The organism is Mycolicibacterium lacusdiani, assembly GCF_021916785.1.
GTDB classification, from domain to species: Bacteria; Actinomycetota; Actinomycetes; order Mycobacteriales; family Mycobacteriaceae; genus Mycobacterium; species Mycobacterium lacusdiani.
In genome coordinates this window covers 56873-73483 of the sequence record NZ_JAKCFC010000008.1, presented here as the reverse complement: position 1 = coordinate 73483, position 16611 = coordinate 56873, and the positions used below count along the sequence as shown (strand labels likewise).

Annotated in this window: 14 protein-coding genes; 7 read left to right on the top strand and 7 right to left on the bottom strand. The window is 69.5% G+C overall.

What is annotated here, in order from left to right; genetic code table 11:
* The first annotated feature begins 12 nt into the window (after positions 1-12).
* Both LOK44_RS21895 and LOK44_RS21890 read left to right on the top strand, forming a co-directional pair.
* Entirely contained in the window at positions 13-567 is a 555-nt protein-coding gene (locus LOK44_RS21895) for an NUDIX domain-containing protein (protein WP_237572205.1), read from the top strand.
* Complete coding sequence (locus LOK44_RS21890) at positions 564-1364, top strand: endo alpha-1,4 polygalactosaminidase (RefSeq protein ID WP_237572204.1); 801 nt, start codon at positions 564-566, stop codon at positions 1362-1364. Before LOK44_RS21895 ends, LOK44_RS21890 begins: the two co-directional genes overlap by 4 nt.
* Positions 1365-1443: 79 nt before the next feature.
* On the opposite strand, the gene LOK44_RS21885 is transcribed toward LOK44_RS21890, so the two are convergent.
* Positions 1444-2400 (bottom strand): proline dehydrogenase family protein, encoded by a 957-nt coding sequence (locus tag LOK44_RS21885; RefSeq protein WP_237572203.1) that lies wholly within the window; start codon positions 2398-2400, stop codon positions 1444-1446.
* Positions 2400-4037 (bottom strand): L-glutamate gamma-semialdehyde dehydrogenase, encoded by a 1638-nt coding sequence (gene pruA, locus LOK44_RS21880; protein WP_237572202.1) that lies wholly within the window; start codon positions 4035-4037, stop codon positions 2400-2402. Before pruA ends, LOK44_RS21885 begins: the two co-directional genes overlap by 1 nt.
* Positions 4038-4120: 83 nt before the next feature.
* Between pruA and LOK44_RS21875 the strand changes: the two genes are divergently transcribed.
* Entirely contained in the window at positions 4121-5695 is a 1575-nt protein-coding gene (locus tag LOK44_RS21875) for a PucR family transcriptional regulator (RefSeq protein ID WP_237572201.1), read from the top strand.
* 21 nt (positions 5696-5716) lie between these two features.
* Here the strand turns inward: LOK44_RS21875 and dapC are convergent, their stop codons facing one another.
* Together dapC and fdxA are read right to left on the bottom strand one after the other, a co-directional pair.
* Positions 5717-6817: a succinyldiaminopimelate transaminase gene (gene dapC / locus LOK44_RS21870; RefSeq protein WP_237572200.1), complete on the bottom strand. Its 1101-nt coding sequence runs from the start codon at positions 6815-6817 to the stop codon at positions 5717-5719.
* Between the two features lie 14 nt (positions 6818-6831).
* The gene (fdxA, locus tag LOK44_RS21865) at positions 6832-7155 is read right to left on the bottom strand and encodes a ferredoxin (protein ID WP_163923658.1); all 324 of its coding nucleotides are present in this window, start codon (positions 7153-7155) and stop codon (positions 6832-6834) included.
* Between the two features lie 256 nt (positions 7156-7411).
* Here fdxA and LOK44_RS21860 point away from each other — a divergent pair, with 256 nt between their 5' ends.
* Complete coding sequence (locus tag LOK44_RS21860; RefSeq protein WP_237572199.1) at positions 7412-7978, top strand: PadR family transcriptional regulator; 567 nt, start codon at positions 7412-7414, stop codon at positions 7976-7978.
* Positions 7975-9987 carry an oxidoreductase gene (locus LOK44_RS21855; RefSeq protein ID WP_372481290.1) on the top strand — a complete coding sequence of 671 codons (2013 nt, stop codon included), beginning with the start codon at positions 7975-7977 and terminating at the stop codon, positions 9985-9987. The genes LOK44_RS21860 and LOK44_RS21855 overlap by 4 nt, the downstream gene beginning before the upstream one ends.
* A 100-nt stretch (positions 9988-10087) precedes the next feature.
* Here LOK44_RS21855 and LOK44_RS21850 read toward each other — a convergent pair whose 3' ends face one another.
* On the bottom strand, positions 10088-10636 hold the full coding sequence (locus LOK44_RS21850) for a YceI family protein (RefSeq protein ID WP_237572197.1): 549 nt from the start codon (positions 10634-10636) through the stop codon (positions 10088-10090).
* 170 nt (positions 10637-10806) lie between these two features.
* Here LOK44_RS21850 and LOK44_RS30145 point away from each other — a divergent pair, with 170 nt between their 5' ends.
* Complete coding sequence (locus tag LOK44_RS30145) at positions 10807-11394, top strand: excalibur calcium-binding domain-containing protein (RefSeq protein ID WP_372481289.1); 588 nt, start codon at positions 10807-10809, stop codon at positions 11392-11394.
* A gap of 145 nt (positions 11395-11539) precedes the next feature.
* Here LOK44_RS30145 and LOK44_RS21840 read toward each other — a convergent pair whose 3' ends face one another.
* Positions 11540-14149 carry a bifunctional FO biosynthesis protein CofGH gene (locus LOK44_RS21840; RefSeq protein ID WP_237572196.1) on the bottom strand — a complete coding sequence of 870 codons (2610 nt, stop codon included), beginning with the start codon at positions 14147-14149 and terminating at the stop codon, positions 11540-11542.
* A gap of 194 nt (positions 14150-14343) precedes the next feature.
* Here LOK44_RS21840 and LOK44_RS21835 point away from each other — a divergent pair, with 194 nt between their 5' ends.
* Entirely contained in the window at positions 14344-15402 is a 1059-nt protein-coding gene (locus tag LOK44_RS21835) for a hypothetical protein (protein WP_237572195.1), read from the top strand.
* Here the strand turns inward: LOK44_RS21835 and LOK44_RS21830 are convergent.
* A complete protein-coding gene (locus LOK44_RS21830; protein ID WP_237572194.1) occupies positions 15399-16535 on the bottom strand; it encodes an FAD-dependent oxidoreductase in 1137 nt (378 codons plus the stop codon). The two genes, LOK44_RS21835 and LOK44_RS21830, sit on opposite strands and share 4 nt — an antisense overlap.
* Positions 16536-16611 lie beyond the last annotated feature (76 nt).

Below are 16611 nucleotides of genomic sequence, written 5' to 3'. Positions count from 1 at the left end.
GATACTGATCGGGTGGATCCCATCGAGTGCCTCGCCACGCGCGAGGTCTACCGCAACCCCTGGATGGTCGTGCGCGAGGACGACGTCCGCCGCCCCGACGGCTCCCCCGGCATCTATGGCGTGGTCGACAAGCCGACCTATGCCCTCGTCGTCGCCCGGGACGGAGACCGCTTCCGCCTCGTCGAACAATTCCGGTATCCGATCGGGTTGCGGCGGTGGGAGTTTCCGCAGGGCACCGCGCCGGGCTCGCTCGACGGGAACGAACCCGCCGCCGCCGACCTGGCCGCCGCGGAACTGCGGGAGGAGACGGGGCTGCGGGCCGATTCGATGGTCGTGCTGGGTCAACTCGACGTCGCGCCGGGGATGAGCAGCCAGCGGGGCTGGGTGTGGCTCGCCACGGGCCTCACCGAAGGTGAGCACGAACGCGAACACGAGGAGCAAGACATGCGCAGCGCCTGGTTCACGACCGCACAGATCGAGGCGATGATGCTGTCCGGAGAGATCACCGACGCTCAAACCCTCGCCGCGTGGACGCTGCTGCGGCTCGCGGAGCGAGACCTGGCGTGAACCGACTCTGGCCGGCCGTGGCCGCGATGGCGGTGCTGGCCGGCTGCGCCAGCGCTACTGCCGACGCGGTGCGGCTGCCGCCGGAGACCGGGTCGTTCGACTATCAGCTCGGCGGCGCGTACGACGTCCCGGGCCTGTCGGTCGTCGCGCGCGACGCGTCGCAGCGGCCCCAGCAGGGTGCCTACGGCATCTGCTACGTCAACGGGTTCCAGACCCAGCCCGGCGACGGTGACGAGTGGCTGGCGCGGCATGGCGACGCGGTGCTGCGAGACGCCTCCGGGTCACCGGTCGTCGACCCCGACTGGCCCGACGAGTACGTCCTGGACCCGTCGACACCGCAGCAGCGGGCGGCGATCCTCGATGTGCTGGGTCCGGTGGTGGAAGGTTGTGCCGCTTCGGGTTTCGACGCCGTCGAGATCGACAACCTCGATACGTTCACCCGCTTCGGTGGGATCGACCGGGCCGGCGCGTTCGACCTCGCCCGTGCGTACGTCGCACTGGCCCACGAGCACGGCCTGGCGATCGGTCAGAAGAACGCCACCGAGTGGGCTGGGACGGGGCGCCGGGACCTCGGTTTCGACTTCGCCGTCGTCGAGGAGTGCGCGGCGTACGACGAATGCGCGGCCTACGCCGACGCCTACGGTCCACGCGTCCTGCAGATCGAGTACGCCGACAACCTGCCCGAGCCGTTCGACGACGTGTGCGATGCGCCGGACCGCGCGCCGCTGACCATCCTGCGGGACCGCGACCTGGTGCCGCCGGGCGCGTCGGGGCACGTCTACGCGCAGTGCCCGTAGCCGCCGAGACTGCTGTCAGATCGGGTTTACGACGAAATTCGCGATCTCTCAGCAGTCTCGACGGTCTGGTGCAGCCGCGTCAGTCGACCAGTGCCCGGAGGAAGAAGGTCAGGTTGGCGGGCCGCTCGGCCAGCCGACGCACCAGATAGCCGTACCACTCGCTGCCGAACGGCACGTACACCCGGACGTGGTGGCCTTCATCGGCGAGTCTGCGCTGTTCGGAATCCCGGATGCCATAGAGCATCTGGTACTCGAAGTCGTCGACGCCGCGGCCGAACTCGGCGGTCAACGCCGGCACCGCGGCGACGATCTCCGGGTCGTGCGACGCGATCATCGGGTAGCCGTTGCCGGCCATCAGAACCCGTAGGCACCGCAGGTAGGAGTCGGTGACCTCGGCCCGATCCCGGAACGCGACCGTCGCCGGTTCGTCGTATGCGCCCTTGCACAAACGGATCCGCGCACCCGAGGCGGCGAACTCGCGGCAGTCGGCCTCGGTGCGCTTGAGGTAGGCCTGCAGGACGGTGCCGAGCCACTCGAAGTCCGTACGGAGGTCGCGGACGATCGAGAGGGTCGAGTCGGTGGTGGTGTGGTCCTCGGCGTCGACAGTGACCCACGCCCCGACCTCGCGGGCCTTGGCGCAGACGACGTGGGCGTTCTCGTAGGCGATCTTCTCCCCGTCGCGCGGCAGCGCCTGACCGAGCGCCGACAGCTTCAGCGACACCTCCAGTGGCCGCGGACCGGTCCCCGCCTCGTCCCGCCTGCCGAACGCGTCGAGCAGCTCGAGATAGGCCCGCACGGTGGCGTCGGCCGCCTCGGCATCACTGACGTCTTCGCCGAGGTAGTCGACGCTGACCAGCCGCCGCGAATCACGGAGCATCGCAACCGATTCGAGGACGTCGGACGTCGACTCCCCTGGGACGAAGCGGTGCACGACGTCGCGCGTGACCGGCAGGCGCTCGGCCACTCGACGCAGCCCCGTCGAACGACTCGCCGCCAGGATCGCAGGCCTGGCCACCTTGCCGAATACGCCCGCCATCACTTCACCGCCATGTGGGGGTAGACGTGATCGGTGGCCGGGACGAACGTCTCCTTGATCGACCGTGCCGACGTCCAGCGCAGCAGGTTCTGCGGCGACCCGGCCTTGTCGTTGGTTCCCGACGCCCGCGACCCGCCGAACGGCTGCTGCCCAACGACGGCACCGGTGGGCTTGTCGTTGACGTAGAAGTTGCCTGCCGCATGACGCAATCGGCTCTGCGCGTCTTGCACCGCCGCGCGGTCGTCGGCGATGACCGCACCCGTCAGCCCGTAGGCCGACCCGCCGTCGACTAGGCCGAGCACGTCGTCCCACGCGTCGTCGTCGTACACGTGCACGGCGAGGATCGGCCCGAAGTACTCGCGGCTGAACGCGTCGTCGGTGGGGTCGTCGGACAGCAGGACGGTCGGCCGGACGAAGAAGCCCTCGGAGTCGTCGTAACCGCCGCCTGCGGCGATGGTGACGTGCGCCGTCTTAGCGCGTTCGATGGCTTCGACGTTCTTGTCGTAGGCCCGCCGGTCGATCAACGCACCGCCGTAGTGGGACAGGTCGGTCACGTCGCCGTAGCTGAGTTGTTCGGTAGCGCCGAGGAAGTCGTCGCCCATGCGGGCCCATACCGACCGGGGCACGAACGCCCGGGACGCAGCCGAGCACTTCTGCCCCTGGTAGTCGAACGCGCCGCGGATGAGCGCGGTGCGCAGGACGTCGGGCTGCGCGCTCGCGTGGGCCACCACGAAGTCTTTGCCGCCGGTCTCCCCGACCAGGCGAGGATAGGTGCGGTAGCGGTCGACGTGGGTCCCGACCTCGCGCCACAAGTGCTGGAACGTCGCGGTGGAGCCGGTGAAGTGGATGCCCGCCAGCCGTGGGTCGGCGAGCACGACGTCGGACACCGCGTACCCGTCACCGGCGACGAGGTTGATCACACCGGGCGGCAGGCCCGCGGCCTCCAGCAGCTGCATGGTCAGGTAGGCCGAGAACGTCTGCGTCACAGACGGTTTCCACACCACGGTGTTGCCCATCAGGGCGGGTGCCGTCGGCAGGTTGCCGGCGATGGCCGTGAAGTTGAACGGGGTGATCGCGTAGACGAAACCCTCGAGCGGCCGGTAGTCGGTGCGATTCCAGACGCCGCTCGCGCTGATGGGCTGCTGGGCCAGGATCTGCCGGGCGAAGGCCACGTTGAACCGCCAGAAGTCGACCAGCTCGCAGGAGGCGTCGATCTCCGCCTGGTAGGCCGACTTGGATTGGCCGAGCATGGTGGCGGCGGCGAGCTTCTCGCGCCAGGGCCCCGCCAGCAGGTCGGCCGCGCGCAGGAAGACCGCGGCGCGTTCGTCGAACGGCGTAGCCGCCCACGAGTCCTTCGCGGCGATGGCGGCGTCGACGGCGGCGGTGGCCTCCGCGTGGCCGGCGTTGGTCAGGGTGCCGAGGACCTTCGAATGGCGATGCGGCTGCACGACGTCGAAGCGTTCGCCGTCGCTCATGACGTGGCGGCCGCCGATGACGTGGGGCAGGTCGATGGGTGCGGCGGCGAGGTCGGCGAGTGCGGAGGTGAGACGGTCCCGCTCGGGACTGCCGGGGGCGTAGTCGCGTACGGGCTCGTTGACCGGCATCGGGACGTCGGTGATGGCGGTGAATGTGGTCATGCTCACACCATCGCGCATCGGCACCCTCGAATTGTTGGCTGATCGGACAATGGTTACGCGCTTAGCCAGTAGCATCGGACAACATGGCAAGGTCCGGGGTCAGTCTCGGCCAGTTGGTGCTCGCGCTCGACGCCACGATGGTGACGCTGGTGGAGGCGCCGCGCGGTCTTGATCTTCTGGTGGCCTCCGCGGCGCTGATCGACTCGGACGACGTGCGACTCGGGGTGGCCGCGGCGTCGGTGTCGGCCGACGTGTTCCTGCTCCTCGGCGTCGGGGACGACGAGGTGCTGGCCTGGCTGGTGCGTCAGGCGGCGCCCCGGGTGCCCGCCGCGATCTTCGTCAAGCAACCGTCGGACGCCGTGACCGCCCGGGCGATCGCCGCGGGGACTGCGGTGGTCGCCGTCGAGCCGAGAGCCCGCTGGGAACGGCTGTACCGCCTCGTCGACCACGTCTTCGAACACCACGGTGACCGCGCCGACCCGTTGCACGACAGCGGGACCGACCTGTTCGGCCTGGCGCAGTCGATCGCCGACCGCACCCACGGGATGGTGAGCATCGAGGACGAGGGCTCGCACGTGCTGGCGTACTCGGCGTCCAACGACGAGGCCGACGAACTACGCCGCCTCTCGATCCTCGGGCGGGCGGGACCACCGGATCACCTTGCCCTGCTGAGTCAGTGGGGCGTGTTCGATGCGGTGCGAGCCGGCGACGTGGTCCGCGTCGAGGCGCGCCCCGAGCTGGGGCTGCGGCCACGCCGGGCGGTCGGCATCCACCGTCAGACCACCGAAGACCGTGCGCCGAGGTTCGCGGGCACCATCTGGCTCCAGGAGGGGTCGCGGCCGCTCGCCGGGGACGTCGACGAGGTGCTGCGTGGCGCGGCCGTGCTGGCGGGGCGCATCGTGGCCCGACTGGCCGCCGCACCGTCGACCCATGCAGCGCTGGTGCAGGAACTCCTCGGTCTGCGCACCGCGAACACCGGGATTGGTGACCTGGCGCGTGATCTCGGCATCGCCACCGACGGTCGGCCCGCGGTCATCGGCTTCGACGGCGCTCGACCCCAGGCGGCCCGTCTGGCGAACGCATTGTCGTTGAGCGCCAGTGCTTTTCGTCCCGACGCACAGGTCGCGAGCGCCGGGTCGCGGGTGTACGTCCTGTTCCCGGACACCGGCCGGGCGTCGGTGCCGTCGTGGATCCGCGGCACCATCGGTGCGCTGCACGCGGAACTGGGCATCGAACTGCGCGCCGTGATCGCCTCGCCGAGTGCGGGTCTGGCCGGGGTCGCGGCGGCCCGCGGCGAAGTCGACCGCGTGCTCGACAGCGCCGTCCGCCACCCCGGCACCCTCGGTCGCGTGACCACGCTCGACGAGGCACGCACCACCGTCGTCCTCGACGAGATCGTCACGATGGTCGCCGCCGACGAGCGCCTGGTCGATCCGCGCATCCGCGCCCTGCGCGACGACGATCCCGCGCTGGCGGACACGTTGCGCGCCTACCTCGATGCCTTCGGCGACGTGGCGGCGGCCGCGCACTGGCTGCACGTCCACCCCAACACCGTGCGGTACCGCATCCGGCGCGTCGAGGACAAGCTGGGCACGTCGCTCGCCGATCCCGATGTGCGGCTGGTGCTCTCGCTCAGCCTGCGGGCGACGGCTCGCTGACGGTCCTTCGAGGGCAGGCGGTCAGGCGGCGAGGCGGGCGACGGCAGCGTCGATGCGCTCGTCGGTCGCCGTGAGCGCGATGCGCACGTGGCGACTGCCCCGCGGGCCGTAGAACTCGCCGGGCGCCACCAGGATTCCGCGGTCGGCGAACCACGCCAGGGTGTCCCGGCAGGGCTCGTCGCGCGTCGCCCACAGGTAGAGCCCGGCCTCGGAGTTGTCGACGGTGAAGCCCGCGTCGCGCACCGCACGGAGCAGGCGGGTGCGGCGGTTGGCATAGCGCCGACGCTGCGAGGCTTCGTGGTCGTCGTCGTTGAGCGCGGCGACCATCGCTGCCTGTACGGGCGTGGGCACCATCATCCCGGCGTGCTTGCGTACGGCCAGCAGTTCGGCGACGACGTCCGGATCGCCCGCGACGAAACCGGCACGGTATCCCGCCAGCGACGACGTCTTGGACAGCGAGTGCACCGCCAGCAGACCCGTGTGGTCGCCGTCGCTCACCGACGGGTGCAGTACGGACACCGGTTCGGCCTCCCACCCCAGGCCGAGGTAGCACTCGTCGGAGGCCACCAGCACGCCACGGTCGCGGGCCCAGCCGACCACCTTGCGGAGGTGGTCGACGCCGAGCACGGCGCCCGTCGGGTTGCTCGGCGAGTTGAGGAAGACCAGCGCGGGCGAGCGGGGGCCGATCTGGGTCAGCGAGTCCGCCCGCACGACGTGGGCGTTGGTCAGCCGCGCGCCGACGTCGTAGGTCGGGTACGCCAGCTCGGGCACCACGACCGTGTCATCGGACCCGAGCCCGATCAGCGTGGGAAGCCACGCGATGAGTTCCTTGGTGCCGATCACCGGCAGCACGGCACCGTCGGCGAGATCCGTGATGCCGTACCGCCGCTCGAGCGCGGTCGCCATCGCCGTCCGCAGCGCGGCGGTGCCAGCGGTCGTCGGGTAGCCGGGCGCCGAACTGGCCGCCGCCAAGGCATCCCGGATCACCGGGGCGACCGGGTCCACGGGGGTACCCACCGACAGATCGACGATGCCGTCGGGGTGTGCGCGTGCCACCGCCGTCACGTCGGCGAGCGTGTCCCACGGGAAGACCGGTAGGGACGCCGAGACGCGGCGGGGCATCGAGAACGGGGGCGTCAGCCCTCGCCCTGAGGAGCCAGTTCCTTGACGGCCGCCGGATCGTTGTCCGTCTGGCCGACCTTGGACGCACCACCCGGCGAGCCGAGTTCACTGAAGAAGTCGGCGTTGTGCTGGGTGTAGGCACTCCACTGGTCGGGGACGTCGTCCTCGTAGTAGATCGCCTCGACCGGGCAGACCGGCTCGCAAGCGCCGCAGTCCACGCACTCGTCGGGGTGGATGTACAGCATCCGAGCACCCTCATAGATGCAGTCGACGGGGCATTCTTCGATACATGCCTTGTCTTTCACGTCGACACAGGGTTCGGCAATGGTGTACGTCACGGGTGTCTCTCCTGTCCAGTGGGCCGCTGGTCGGGGTTGTTCTCAGGGCTCCTGAGGAAGCCGGAGCAAGTATGCGTTGCCGATACTTGGACGGCTGTCTCAGTGTGCCCTAACTTCGCGCCGCCCCGGCAGGGGTGGCGCGCGGTTACTGATACTAGACGTCGCAGATAAAACCCGCCAAGCACTCCGCGGGGTGTCGCCCGCCCGACCTTGCAACTAGTTGCATAGGACCATCGGTATCGCATAGCGTGCGACCATGGCGCTCCCCCATGCGATCCTGGTGTCGCTCTGCGAACAGTCGGGCTCCGGTTACGAACTCGCCCGTCGCTTCGACCGGTCCATCGGCTACTTCTGGGCCGCGACGCATCAGCAGATCTACCGCACCCTCCGCACGATGGAGCAGGACGGCTGGATCCAGGTGGAGGTCGTCGAGCAGGACGCCCGGCCGGACAAGAAGGTGTACGACGTCACCGAGGCCGGTCGCGCGGAACTCTGTCGGTGGATCGCCGAGCCGCTGTCGGTCCGTGGCAGTTCGACCAACGACTCGTCGACCCGAGACCTCGCCGTCAGAATCCGCGGCGCGTCGTTCGGCACGGCTGCGACGACGGCGGCGCTGCTCGACCAGGTCGTCGGCCTCCGAAGGCAGCGTGCCGAGACGCTCGACGCCTATCTGCGATTCGCGAAGCGGCAGTTCCCCGCGCCTGCCGCGCTGACCGGCGCTGCACTCAACCAGTACCTGGTGCTGCGCGGCGGAATCCGGGCCGAACAGGGATCGGTGGATTGGCTCGACGAAGTCCTCGACGCGATGGGAGGCCGGTCGTGAGCGCCTACCCCACCCTGCTCTCGCCGCTGGACCTCGGCTTCACGACGCTGCGCAACCGCGTCGTGATGGGCTCGATGCACACCGGGCTCGAGGACCGCGCCCGCGACATCGACCGCCTGGCCGCGTACTTCGCCGAACGAGCCCGCGGCGGCGTCGGCCTGATCATCACCGGTGGGTACGCACCCAACCGGACGGGATGGCTGCTGCCGTTCGCGGCGCAGATGCTGACGTCATCGGACGCGCGCAGGCACCGCCGGGTGACCGACGCCGTCCACGCCGAGGGCGGCAAGATCCTGCTACAGGTGCTACATGCGGGCCGGTACGCGTTCCATCCCCTGTCGGTCAGCGCGTCGTCGATCAAGGCGCCCATCAACCCGTTCCGGCCGCGCGCGCTCCGGGACGTCGACGGCACCATCGACGACTTCGTGCGCTGCGCGCTGCTTGCACGCGAGGCCGGCTACGACGGCGTCGAGATCATGGGCAGCGAGGGCTATCTGCTCAACCAGTTCCTCGCGCCGCGGACCAACAAGCGCACCGACGCGTGGGGCGGCACCCCGGAGAAGCGGCGACGGCTGCCGGTCGAGATCGTCCGTCGCACCCGCGAGGCGGTCGGGCATGACTTCATCGTCTGCTACCGCATGTCGATGGCCGACTACGTCGAGGACGGCCAGAGCTGGGACGAGATCGTCGCGCTCGCAACCGAAGTCGAGGCGGCCGGTGCCACGATGATCAACACCGGCATCGGGTGGCATGAGGCGCGTGTCCCGACGATCGTGACGTCCGTGCCGACGGGCGCCTTCGTCGACGTCAGCAACGCCGTCGCCGAACACGTCCGGATACCGGTGGTGGCGTCCAACCGGATCAACATGCCGCAATCCGCGGAGCAGATCCTGGCCGACGGCCATGTGCAGCTGGTGTCGATGGCGCGGCCGCTGCTGTCGGATCCGGACTGGGTGCGCAAGGCCGAGGCCGACGCCGCCGACGAGATCAACACGTGCATCGCCTGCAACCAGGCGTGTCTCGATCACGCGTTCAAGCACCAGACGGTGTCGTGCCTGCTGAATCCGCGCGCGGGCCACGAGACCAAGCTCGTCCTTGGGCCGACGCGGCACACCAGGACGATCGCCGTCGTCGGCGCGGGACCTGCCGGTTTGGCAGCCGCGGTATCGGCGGCGCAGCGCGGACACCGTGTCACGCTGTTCGAGGCCGGCACGACGATAGGTGGCCAATTCGACTTGGCCCGAAGGGTTCCCGGCAAGGAGGAGTTCGCCGAGACGCTGCGCTACTTCGCGACGATGCTCGCCAAGCACGACGTCGAGGTACGGCTGGGGGTTCGCGCCGGGGTTGACGAGCTGGCCGGCTTCGACGACGTCGTCCTCGCCACGGGCGTGACCCCGCGGATGCCCGACATCCCGGGCATCGATCACCCGATGGTGCTGTCCTATGCCGAGGCGCTGGCTGGTCGGCCCGTGGGCAAGCGGGTCGCGGTGATCGGCGCGGGCGGCATCGGCTTCGACGTCAGCGAGTTCCTGGTGACCGATCAATCGCCGACGCTGAACCTCAAGGAGTGGAAGGCCGAGTGGGGCGTCGCCGACCCGCAGGAGGCCCGCGGGGCGCTGGTGACGCCGATCCCGCTGCCGCCGGCGCGCGAGGTGTACCTGCTGCAGCGCACGACGGGCCCGCAGGGACGGCGACTGGGCAAGACCAGCGGGTGGGTGCACCGCGCGTCGCTCAAGGCCAAGGCCGTGGAGCAACTGTCGGGTGTGAACTACGAACGCATCGACGATGCTGGGCTGCACATCACCTTCGGCGCCAAGCGCTCGAACCCCCGACTGCTCGAGGTCGACAACGTCGTGGTCTGCGCGGGCCAGGAGTCGGTGCGCGACCTCGAGGACGAGCTGCGCCGCGCCGGAGTCGAATCGCACGTGATCGGAGGCGCATCGGTCGCGGCCGAACTCGATGCCAAACGCGCCATCCGCCAGGGCACCGAGTTGGCCGCGCGGCTCTAGCTGCCTTGGGAGCCCTCCCGGACCCCTCCCGCGAGCGTGCGTGTCTGCGGGCGACACGCCGCGCCAGAACCCGAGTTCACGCACGCTCGCGCAGCGGAGGTCAGGCCTGCTTGAGGGCCTCGATCTCGAGGGTGATGGTGATCTTGTCGCCCACTACCGCGCCGCCGGTCTCCAGCGGCATGTCGATGTCGATGCCGAAGTCCTTGCGGTTGATCACGACTGACGCCTCGAAGCCGGCGACCTCGCCGTGGCCCATGCCCGGGTTGACGCCGTTGTACTCGAGCTTCAGCTGGATCGGCTTGGTGACGCCCTTGAGGGTGAAGTCGCCGTCGAGCACGTAGTCGCTGCCGTCCTGGCGCACGCCCGTCGAGACGAAGGTGGCGGTCTGGTGGTTCTCGACGTCGAAGAAGTCTGCGGCCTTGAGATGCGCGTCGCGCTGCTCGTTGCCGGTGTTCACGGAGTCGACGGCGATCTCGGCCGAAACCGACGGGGTGCCGTCCTCGGCGACCGTGATCGCGCCCGAGAAGCTCCCAAACGTGCCACGCACCTTGCTCACGACGAGGTGGCGTACGGAGAAGCCGATGGACGAGTGGACGGGGTCGATGGCCCAGGTGCCGGCGGTCAGGTCGGTGGCAACTGCTGCGGTCATGTCGATCTCCTTGGACTGGGGCGCCGGACTCTCCAACACCGTCAAGGATTCAAACGGACCGCGGTCCGATTTCATTCCGTCGAGGCGTAACGATCTTGTCGATGGTTCCGATCGATCATCGGTGGCTCGTTCGGCCACCGATGTCCAAAGAATGTCCTGGGGGGCCTTGAATGAAGAAGACCATCGTCTACGCCGCATGCAGCGCACTGGCGATTCCACTGACCGCGCTGACCACCTCACCAATCGCAGGTGCGTACGGCAGCTGCGCCGAGGCGAGAGCCGCGGGGGCTGCGCCGCTGTATGCCGGACAGCCGGGCTATAGCCGCAAGCTCGACCGCGACGGCGACGGTGTGGCGTGCGAGAGCGGCGGCAGCGGGGGCGCGCCCGTCTACGCGCCGGCACCCTTCGTGCCTGCCGCGCCGCCGACCTCGACGACCGCCGCTCCTGTTACACCCACTCCCCTCGCGGGCGCGGGCAGCCTCGTCACTGTGATCGACTGGACCGGTGCCGACTGCATCGACATAACGGTTCCGGTCGACTCCGATCCGAGCACCACACAGGTCGCCAACCGTTGCGGCGGTCATGCCGAGTTCGCGCAGTCTGCCGGGGATCCCACGTGGTGGGTCGGAGCCGACCCGGCGATCGGCACCGCTGCGACGCTGTCGTGCGAGATCCAGGAGGACGTCCTCGTCGACTCGGGCGTCGCCAACGACGGTCAGGACGTCAACTGCCTCGTGAAGGTCGAACAGCTCAGCTGACCGACGCCGCGCGAGCGTGCGTGAACTCGGGTCTGCACCCGGCGTGTCGCCCGCAGACACGCACGCTCGCCGGAGGAGATGACCCCAAGAAAGGTGCCCCGGGAGGGGTGGCCCCCCAAGGAGGTGCCCCCACGAACGGGGTGGGTCAGGCGGCGAGGGGGGTGTAGGTCGTCGTGCGCTGACGGGCCGGACGGCCGATGCCCTCGGCGATCGCCGTGAGTTCGGCGACCGACTTGGCGGACCCGTTCTCCGAGCCGGCCATCCGCGAGATGGTCTCCTCCATCAGCGTGCCGCCGAGATCGTTGGCACCGCCGTTGAGCATCACCTGGGTCCGCTCGACGCCCAGCTTCACCCAACTGGTCTGAATGTTGTCGATCCTGCCGTGCAACATGATCCGGCCCAGTGCGTGCACGGCCCGGTTGTCGCGGTGCGTCGGCCCGGGGCGCGCTCCCCCGGCCAAGTACAGCGGCGAGGACTGGTGCACGAACGGCAGCGGCACGAATTCGGTGAACCCACCCGTGCGGTCCTGGATGTTGCGCAGCACGTTGAGGTGCCCGACCCAGTGCCGCGGCTGATCGACGTGGCCGTACATCATCGTCGACGACGACTTAAGCCCGACCTCGTGCGCCGTTGTGACGACCTCGATCCACATCGACGTCGGCAGCTTGCCCTTGGTGAGCACCCATCGCACCTCGTCGTCGAGGATCTCGGCGGCCGTACCGGGGATCGAGTCCAGACCGGCCTCGCGCAGATTGGTCAGCCACTCGCGGATCGACGTGCCGCCGCGGGTCACGCCGTTGGCGATCTCCATGGGCGAGAACGCATGTACGTGCATCGACGGCACCCGCGCCTTGACGGCACGGACGATGTCGGCGTAGCCGGTGACGGGCAGCTCCGGGTCGATGCCGCCCTGCATGCAGACCTCGGTGGCACCCGCGACGTGCGCCTCCCACGCGCGGTTGGCGACCTCGTCGGTCGACAGCGAGAACGCGTCCGCGTCGCCCTTGCGTTGGGCGAACGCGCAGAAGCGGCAGCCCGTGTAGCAGATGTTGGTGAAGTTGATGTTCCGGTTGACGACGTAGGTCACGTCATCACCCACGACGTCGCGGCGCAGCGAATCCGCAAGCGCGGCAACGGCATCCATCGCCGGTCCTTCCGCGGTGGCCAGCGCCAGGTACTCGTCGTCGCTGCACCCGGCGGGGTTCCGCTCGGCGGACCGCAACGCGGCCAGCACGTCGGTGTTGATGCGTTCCGGTGCGCGGGCGGCAAGCTCGGAGACCTTCGCCCTGATGGACTCCCAGTCACCGAACGCACTGCCCAGATCGCTGCGGGTCTCGGTGCGGCGGCCCTCGGAGTCGATCGCGGTGTTCAGATCGGTGCGGCCGAGCGACTCGGCGGCCTCGTCCGGTTCCTGCCACGGCCTGCCCACCGGGTTGACGTCGCGCGCGAGCCCGGTCTCGGGATCGGCCAGCGCGGCGACGTGTCCCTGCACGCGCGGGTCGATCCAGGCAGCGCCGGCCTGCACGTACTGCGGCTGCGCGGTGAGGCGCTGCACCAGGTCGTAGCCGGCTTCGGAGGTCACCGCGGCCAGCTCGTCGAGTGCGGGCCACGGCCGCTCCGGGTTGACGTGATCCGGGGTCAGCGGCGATACGCCACCCCAGTCGTCGACGCCGGCACCGATCAGCGCGAGGCACTCCTCGCGCGACACCAGGTTGGGCGGCGCCTGAATGCGCATCTTCGGCCCCATCACCAGACGGGTGACGGCCACCGTCGCGATGAAGTCGTCGATCCCGGTGTCCGGAACCCCCGCCATCACGGTGTGCTCCTTGGCGCGGAAGTTCTGCACGATCACTTCCTGCACGTGACCGAACTCCTTGTGGGAGCGACGGATCGCGTGTACGGTCTGGGCCCGCTCGGTCAGCGTCTCGCCGATGCCCACCAGCAGACCGGTGGTGAACGGAACCGACAGCCGACCCGCGTCGTCGAGGGTGCGCAGCCGCACCGTGGGGTCCTTGTCGGGGCTGCCGTAGTGCGCGAGCCCCTTCGTCTCGAACAGCCGCCGCGACGTGGTCTCGAGCATCATGCCCATCGACGGCGCGACCGGCTTGAGCCGGGACAGCTCCGACCAGCTCATGACACCCGGGTTCAGGTGCGGCAGCAGACCGGTCTCCTCGAGCACCCGGATCGCCATGGCGCGCACGTAGTCGAGCGTCGAGTCGTAGCCGCGCTCGTCGAGCCACTGGCGGGCTTCGTCCCAGCGGGCCTCGGGCCGATCGCCGAGAGTGAACAGCGCTTCCTTGCAGCCCAGCTCCGCCCCCCGACGCGCGACGTCGAGGATCTCGTCGGGCTCCATGAACATGCCCTTGCCCTCGGCGCGCAGCTTGCCGGGCACCGTCACGAACGTGCAGTAGTGGCACTTGTCGCGGCACAGGTGCGTCACCGGGATGAACACCTTGCGCGAATAGCTCACCGGCAGCTTGCCCGTCGCTCCGCGCAGGCCTGCCGCCTCGAGTCCGGCGTCCCGCACCCGGGAGGCACTCGCGCACAGATCGGCGAGATCGTCGCCGCGCGCGGTCATCGCGATCGCGGCTTCGTCGACGTTCAGCGCGACGCCGTCACGGGCTCGGCGCAGGACGCGTCTCATGGCGGCGGCACTCGGCTGAGGAGTCGAATCGCCCTGCTCCGGCCCCGCGAGGGACTTCGGCGGGACCACCGGGCTGGGCAGGGAAGTGCCGTGCTGGGGGTTCAGAGCCACTCCCGTGTAACCCCGCAGTCGGCGAGTTTCATCCACGGCGTCTCACCATTCGAAAACACTGGCCCCGGCATACCGGCCACAGTAGCCGCCGCGGCGCGACGCAGTGGCGGGCCATCTCTTCGAGAACCGCCTGCACGAGGCCGACGGCCGCGTAAGTTCTGCATCGACGCACCACCTGGCGAGAGGCCGTCTTCATGAGCGTTGATCTGCGTTCCCATCTGGCCGCGGGCATGGCCGCTCTCGCCGTGTCGGCGGTGGCCCTCTCCCCGGCGGCCATGCCGGCCCGAGACGCCGGCCCGGAAGCGGTGGCGCGCAGTGTGGACCTGGCCTCGTCGGTCCGGCCGGTCGTCCTCGAGCCGCTGCGGCCCGAACAGGTCGCGATCGCGCGGGACGTCATCGAGCGGCTCGACCCCGAAGCCGCCGCGCTGATACCCGAGCCACCGGCCGATCCGGTCACGCTCAATGCGGCGTCGGACGGCATCAATGCGGCTTACCAGTGGTTGCAGGGCTGGGTGAACTACGGCGTCGAACTCACGCAGTACGTGCTGCAGTTCATCCCGTACGGCTACCTCATCGGCGATCAGGTGGGGATCGTCTACTACGAGCTGGTCGTTCCGATCGCCGACAGCGTGGTCTACGACCTCATCGACCCGGTGGTCAACGATCCGTTGAACATCTGGTCGTACATCAATGGCATTGGGGCCGTCGCCACCACGACCGTGGCGTCGTTCATCAACTTGGGCATCGCGGAGTTGAACTACTTCTTCGGCTGGCTGATCCCGCCGATTCCGCCCATCCCGTTCGCGACGACGGAGACGACGGAGGTGGCCGCGATGGCGCTGACGACGGCCGCCGAGACCCCCGCCGAGTCACTCGATCCGGTCGACGCCCCTGCCGAGGAGCCTGCCGACCCGGCCGTCGAGATGGAGCCCGAGACCACCACCGAGACCGAAACCGACGTCGACACCACCACTGACACCGACATCGACGTCGACACCGAACCCGCCGTCGAGGACGCACCCACGACGACGACGTCCGGCACGGTCCAGGCCCAGGGCGAGGTCCGCGGCAGCGTCACGGCCCCGGCGACTCCGGCGGATACAACGTCCCCGACGGACACCGACACCACCACCGGGGCTACCACCACCGGCGTCGACGACGACGACGACGAACCGGCAGAGCAGCCCGCCGCACCCGATGCCACAGCACCGGACGCAAACGACGCGAACGACGCGAACGACGCCGAAGACTAACCGCGCTCGCCAGCCAGCGCGCTCGCGAAGAACTCGAGCAGACCTGCCGGGGCGCGATCGTCGAAGAAGAAGCCGTGGTTGCGGTGCGACTCGGCGGCAGCGTCCTCGGCGCGGGTGAACATCGGTTCCTCGTAGGCGACGAGCGCCGCCTCGACGTCGACGGGATGCGCAGCGATCGCGCGTCCTAGTTCGAAGCCGTCGAACATCGCGAGGTTCGCGCCCTCACCGGCGAACGGTGACATCAGATGTGCGGCGTCGCCGATCAGCGTCACGCCCGGCACGCGTTCCCAGCGCAGCCCGACGGGCAGCTTGTAGACCGTCCTGGGCGTGGGCGGTGTGTCGCCGTCGGTGATCAACGAAGTGAGTTCGGTTGCCCACCCCTCGAATTCGGCCGCCACCCGCGCGGTCGCGGCGGCGGGGTCGTCGAAGCCGATGCCCGCGATCCACTCGATAGGACGGTTCAGCGCGACGTAGCCGTGCAGGACACCGTTCGGTTCGCGGTGCGCGAGGATGCCCCTGCCGGGCGCGAGTGCGTGCATCGCCCCGTCCCCGACCGCAGCGGCCGCAGCGGGATGTCGGCGATCGGCGTCGAACAGGTACGTCTCGACGAACGACGTGCCGACGTACTCGGGCTGCGCGTCGGAGAGCAGCGGCCGGACCCTCGACCAGGCGCCGTCCGCGCCGACGAGGAGGTCGGTCGCCACGACCGACCCGTCGGCGAACGACAGCTCGTGCCGACCCGCGCCCATGGCCGAGACCCCGGTCAGCTTGCGGCCCCACTGGACTGTCCCTGTCGGCAGCGAGTCCAGTAGGAGCCGTCGCAGATCGCCGCGGAGCACCTCGGGCCGCCCGCCGGTGCCATCGTCCGGCTCGTCGAGAAGCACGTTCGCCTGTCGATCGAGCACCCGCGCCGCCTGCCCGCCGTGGTGGATGAGGCCGAGGAACTCGTCGAACAGCCCGGCGGCCCGGAGTGCGGGCTGACCGTTGTACTCGTGGATGTCGAGCTGACCACCCTGCGTGCGGGCGTCCGCCGAGGCCTCTGCCTCGTAGATGGTCGACTCGATCCCGTTGACGTGCAGTACCCGTGCGAGCGTCAGACCGCCCAGCCCCGCACCGATGATCGTGATCGTCATACCGCTCCTGCCGCCGATGAATGGAACACCGTTCCAATGGTGCGTTTAGGATGGAACAACGTTCCAGTCGTGTCAA

Bases quoted from the DNA above. Each gene is read 5' to 3' on its own strand.
- LOK44_RS21850 (WP_237572197.1), bottom strand. From the start codon at position 10,636: ATGACCGCAGCAGTTGCCACCGACCTGACCGCCGGCACCTGGGCCATC.
- LOK44_RS21830 (WP_237572194.1), bottom strand. From the start codon at position 16,535: ATGACGATCACGATCATCGGTGCGGGGCTGGGCGGTCTGACGCTCGCA.
- LOK44_RS21885 (WP_237572203.1), bottom strand. From the start codon at position 2,400: ATGGCGGGCGTATTCGGCAAGGTGGCCAGGCCTGCGATCCTGGCGGCG.
- LOK44_RS21860 (WP_237572199.1), top strand. From the start codon at position 7,412: ATGGCGCTCCCCCATGCGATCCTGGTGTCGCTCTGCGAACAGTCGGGC.
- LOK44_RS21875 (WP_237572201.1), top strand. From the start codon at position 4,121: ATGGCAAGGTCCGGGGTCAGTCTCGGCCAGTTGGTGCTCGCGCTCGAC.
- dapC (WP_237572200.1), bottom strand. From the start codon at position 6,817: ATGCCCCGCCGCGTCTCGGCGTCCCTACCGGTCTTCCCGTGGGACACG.
- pruA (WP_237572202.1), bottom strand. From the start codon at position 4,037: ATGACCACATTCACCGCCATCACCGACGTCCCGATGCCGGTCAACGAG.
- LOK44_RS21835 (WP_237572195.1), top strand. From the start codon at position 14,344: ATGAGCGTTGATCTGCGTTCCCATCTGGCCGCGGGCATGGCCGCTCTC.
- LOK44_RS30145 (WP_372481289.1), top strand. From the start codon at position 10,807: ATGAAGAAGACCATCGTCTACGCCGCATGCAGCGCACTGGCGATTCCA.